At 41.5% G+C, this 3,679-nt stretch carries 1 protein-coding gene, 4 tRNA genes and 1 pseudogene; all 6 read left to right on the top strand.

All coding sequences use genetic code 11. The annotated features are described in order from the left end of the window. Positions 1 to 510 (top strand): annotated as a pseudogene (locus tag JMX48_RS13895) (peptide-binding protein); the annotation flags it as partial. Positions 511 to 928: 418 nt separating this feature from the next. Further along, positions 929 to 2,425: an anthranilate synthase component I family protein gene (locus tag JMX48_RS13890; RefSeq protein ID WP_201538761.1), complete on the top strand. Its 1,497-nt coding sequence runs from the start codon at positions 929 to 931 to the stop codon at positions 2,423 to 2,425. A 180-nt stretch (positions 2,426 to 2,605) separates the two neighbouring features. Then, positions 2,606 to 2,681: transfer RNA gene (locus JMX48_RS13885), tRNA-Thr, on the top strand. Between the two features lie 67 nt (positions 2,682 to 2,748). Continuing rightward, a tRNA-Tyr gene (locus tag JMX48_RS13880) sits at positions 2,749 to 2,832 on the top strand. An 84-nt stretch (positions 2,833 to 2,916) separates the two neighbouring features. After that, positions 2,917 to 2,990 (top strand) — tRNA-Gly (locus JMX48_RS13875). A 106-nt stretch (positions 2,991 to 3,096) separates the two neighbouring features. Continuing rightward, positions 3,097 to 3,171, top strand: a tRNA-Thr gene (locus JMX48_RS13870). The last annotated feature ends 508 nt before the right edge of the window (positions 3,172 to 3,679 follow it).

Here is a 3,679-nt window from a genome sequence, read left to right as displayed (position 1 = left end):
ATTGTCGAAGAACCAATTGTCGAAGAACCAATTGTCGAAGAACCAATTGTCGAAGAACCAATTGTCGAAGAACCAATTGTTGAGGAGTCTGTCGTGAAAAAAACAGATATCGAAACGTTGCTACCTGTTAAAGATAGTGCCGCGCCTGCACCAACAGCATCTGCTGCCAACGAGTCGTTAGTAGAGCAGCCTATTGTACATGAAGAGCCAGCTCCAGTTGTTCAACCAGAGCACGATAAAACGACGAAAACTGAGCTACAAGAGGAAGCTGATCCTGATGTCTTGCGCGCCAAGCAGGCGGCTACTGCTCAGTTTTCGGGTACAGCCAATCTAGGTCAGTCTCGTGATCTTGGTACCGAAGGCAATAACGCCATGGATCAGGCCATTGACAACCCAGCCAATGCTGGACAGGTAGAGAAAAAACCTAGCGGCGGTTGGTTCATCTGGCTGTTTGTTGCCATTATTATTATTGGCTTGGCATTGTGGTTATTTAACATGGGTGGCGCGTAATTAAGTTTTGCTAATATTCTGTGCATACTTAGCATAATGAAAAAATGACAGCTGTGACATCGGTATCTGATGCAATCGGCTGTCATTTTCTTGTGCCTGTCTTACTGGTATCGGTTGACAGGCTCTGATGAGCTTTGAAGTGATATCGCTATTGCTAGTGAGTGCACATAAGCCTTACAAGAGACGCCTAAATGGGTAACTGAGCGGTCGTTTTTAGCAACGAAGCGGTCAATGGGCTTTGTTATACTCGCTTGCTAGTTATCGCTTACTTTTTGGCGGCTACTTCGGCTTTTTATAATATACCGTTCGTCACAGCGTCAATACTCGGTGGAGTATTGACGCTATATTTTATTTGTATTTTTACTATTGTTTATACTGTTTTTATCTTTTGCCAATATTTTGCTAAGAGAGCGTTGTTATGATCACTTTTGAAGAATACCAAGCTTTTAAAGACCGTGGATTTAGTCATGCACCACTGATAAAAAAACGTTTAATTGATGAGCAAACGCCAGTATCCGCATTTTCCAAAGTACGTGATTTAAACGGTTCTGCGTACTTATTTGAGTCTGTCGTAGGTGGCGAGCGTTGGGCAAGGTATTCGATGATTGGTTTGGGCAGTGAGCTGATTTTGCAGTATGCAGATGGCAATATGACCACCAAAAGAAAGGATCATATCGATGTAGAGGCGGTGGATGACCCTTTTGATTATATTCGCCAGCTAATGGCGCAGTATAAGATGCCAACGGTAGAGGATATCGCTTCGTTACCGAGTTTTAGCGGTGGTCTGGTTGGCTACTTTGGCTATGACATGGTACGGGTCATTGAGCCAGCGGTAGGTTTGTCTGATGCACCCAATCCAATGTCGATGCCAGACATGTGGTTGATGCTTTCAACGAGCGTGATCGTTTTTGACAATTTAGAAAACACCTTATCGATTATTGTCTATGCTGATTGCAATACCGAAGATGGCTACAGCAATGCCATTCGTGAGCTAGAAAAAATTGAAGAAAAGCTAACAGAAATGCCAAACTTGAGCGCGCCAGTGATGCCAACGCCCACATTTGTATCACAAACAGGTGCCGATAAATACTGTCACGATGTCAATAAAATAAAAGACCATATTTTAGCTGGCGATGTCATGCAAGTCGTTCCAGCGCAGCGTTTGACGGCAGACTATACAGGCGATTCATTGGCGGTCTATCGTGCTCTGCGATTTTTAAACCCGTCACCTTATTTGTTTTTGATACATGGCTATACTCTTGATGATCATAAACGCTTTGACATTATTGGTGCATCACCTGAGATATTATCACGTATCGAAAACGGCAAAGTTACCGTGCGTCCACTAGCGGGTACGCGTAAACGTGGTCAAAATGAAGCAGAAGATCTAGCACTTGAGCAAGAGCTACTCAACGATAAAAAAGAGATAGCCGAGCATTTGATGTTGGTTGATGTGGGCTGTAATGATATTGACCGTGTTTGTGAACATGGTAGCGTCAAGGTCACCGAAAAAATGTTTATCGAGCGCTACTCACAAGTGATGCACATTGCTTCTAACGTCGAAGGTACCATATCGCCCAATAAAGATGCGCTAGATGTTTTTTGTGCGACTTTTCCAGCTGGAACACTCATAGGCGCGCCAAAAATGCGTGCCATGCAAATTATTGATGAGATAGAGCCAGTACGTCGGACAGTATTTGGCGGATCAGTGGGTTATTTAGGCTGGCATGGCAATATGGATACTGCTATTACTATTCGCACCGCAGTGATGCGTCGTGGCGAAATTCACATCCAAGCAGGTGCCAGAGTGGTTGCTGACTCGGTGCCAGAAGCAGAGTGGGATGAAACCAATGAAAAAGCGTTGGCACTAGTAAGAGCGGTAGAAATGGCTTGTAACGGCTTGCGCATTCGCTAAATTTTAATAAAGAGGCATGCGATAGGCTAGAAGCAAAATAAAAACGAATGTTTTGATATTAAAAAATCATAATACAATCAAGTGTTTAAATAAATTTATAAAAATAATTAGAAAAAAGGTGAAAAAGTGCTTGCGTCTCTCAAAATATTTGATAGAATAGCCACCACTTTGAGAGAACAAGCCGACTTAGCTCAGTTGGTAGAGCAACTGACTTGTAATCAGTAGGTCGCCAGTTCGATCCCGGCAGTCGGCACCATCTCTCTCAAAGTAGCTTTTTATGAATTTGCTTTGATTTAAAGTTATTTTTATTCAAAGCAACATAAGGTGGGATTGGGGAGCGGTCAAACCCAACAGACTGTAAATCTGTCGCGAAAGCTTCGAAGGTTCGAATCCTTCTCCCACCACCATATTTTCTAAAGTTTGTCATAGCGGCAAGCAATCTCTTCATACTTAATGACTCTCGATTAGAGTCTCTTTGAATGAGAGATATTGCGGGTGTGGTATAATGGTAACACCTTAGCCTTCCAAGCTAATGACGCGGGTTCGATTCCCGCCACCCGCTCCATATATACATCATCGCGAAAACTATAAACAATTCATCACGACAGTCAGTTTATTAATGCTGTATCGTGATATTTTTTTTAGTACAACCCATCGGTTGGCTAGAATTTGCTCATATAGCTCAGCGGTAGAGCACTCCCTTGGTAAGGGAGAGGTCTTGAGTTCAATTCTCAATATGAGCTCCATTTATTGCTTAAGTTTTTGTGTTTGCTTTGCTATTTTTACTCAGTTTTGCGTTGATATTGAAATATATAATATTGAAAATTATAAATACAGTGTGGCAATTGATAATTTAAGGGTGACACTGAGGTGTTGCCCTTTAGTGCTGTCAATTTATTAACAAGTATTGAATTTGTTTGTAAGCCAAATTTATCAATGGTGTAGCGTAAGATAAAGTAATACAACCGATACAGCATATAATGCCTTACAATGTTTAATAGAACGAAAAGCACGTATAATACTTATATCTATGTACATAGAACCTAAAATATAGATAGATATTAGCAAAGTAATAAATTTTTTAGTAGATAAGCCATAGCGTCAACGGTTTGATGGTTTTGTATGCATCATGAGCCGTCAAACAGCTATTAACTGATCTTTGATTGATAAAGATTCACCAAAAAAAGAGGAAATACCCATGGCAAAGGCCAAGTTTGAACGCAAAAAGCCACACGTCAACGTTGGTACCATTGG

The organism is Psychrobacter immobilis (assembly GCF_904846225.1).
GTDB lineage: Bacteria > Pseudomonadota > Gammaproteobacteria > Pseudomonadales > Moraxellaceae > Psychrobacter > Psychrobacter immobilis_F.
Note: the sequence above shows the minus strand (reverse complement) of the source record. Positions and strands in the feature narration are given on the sequence as shown.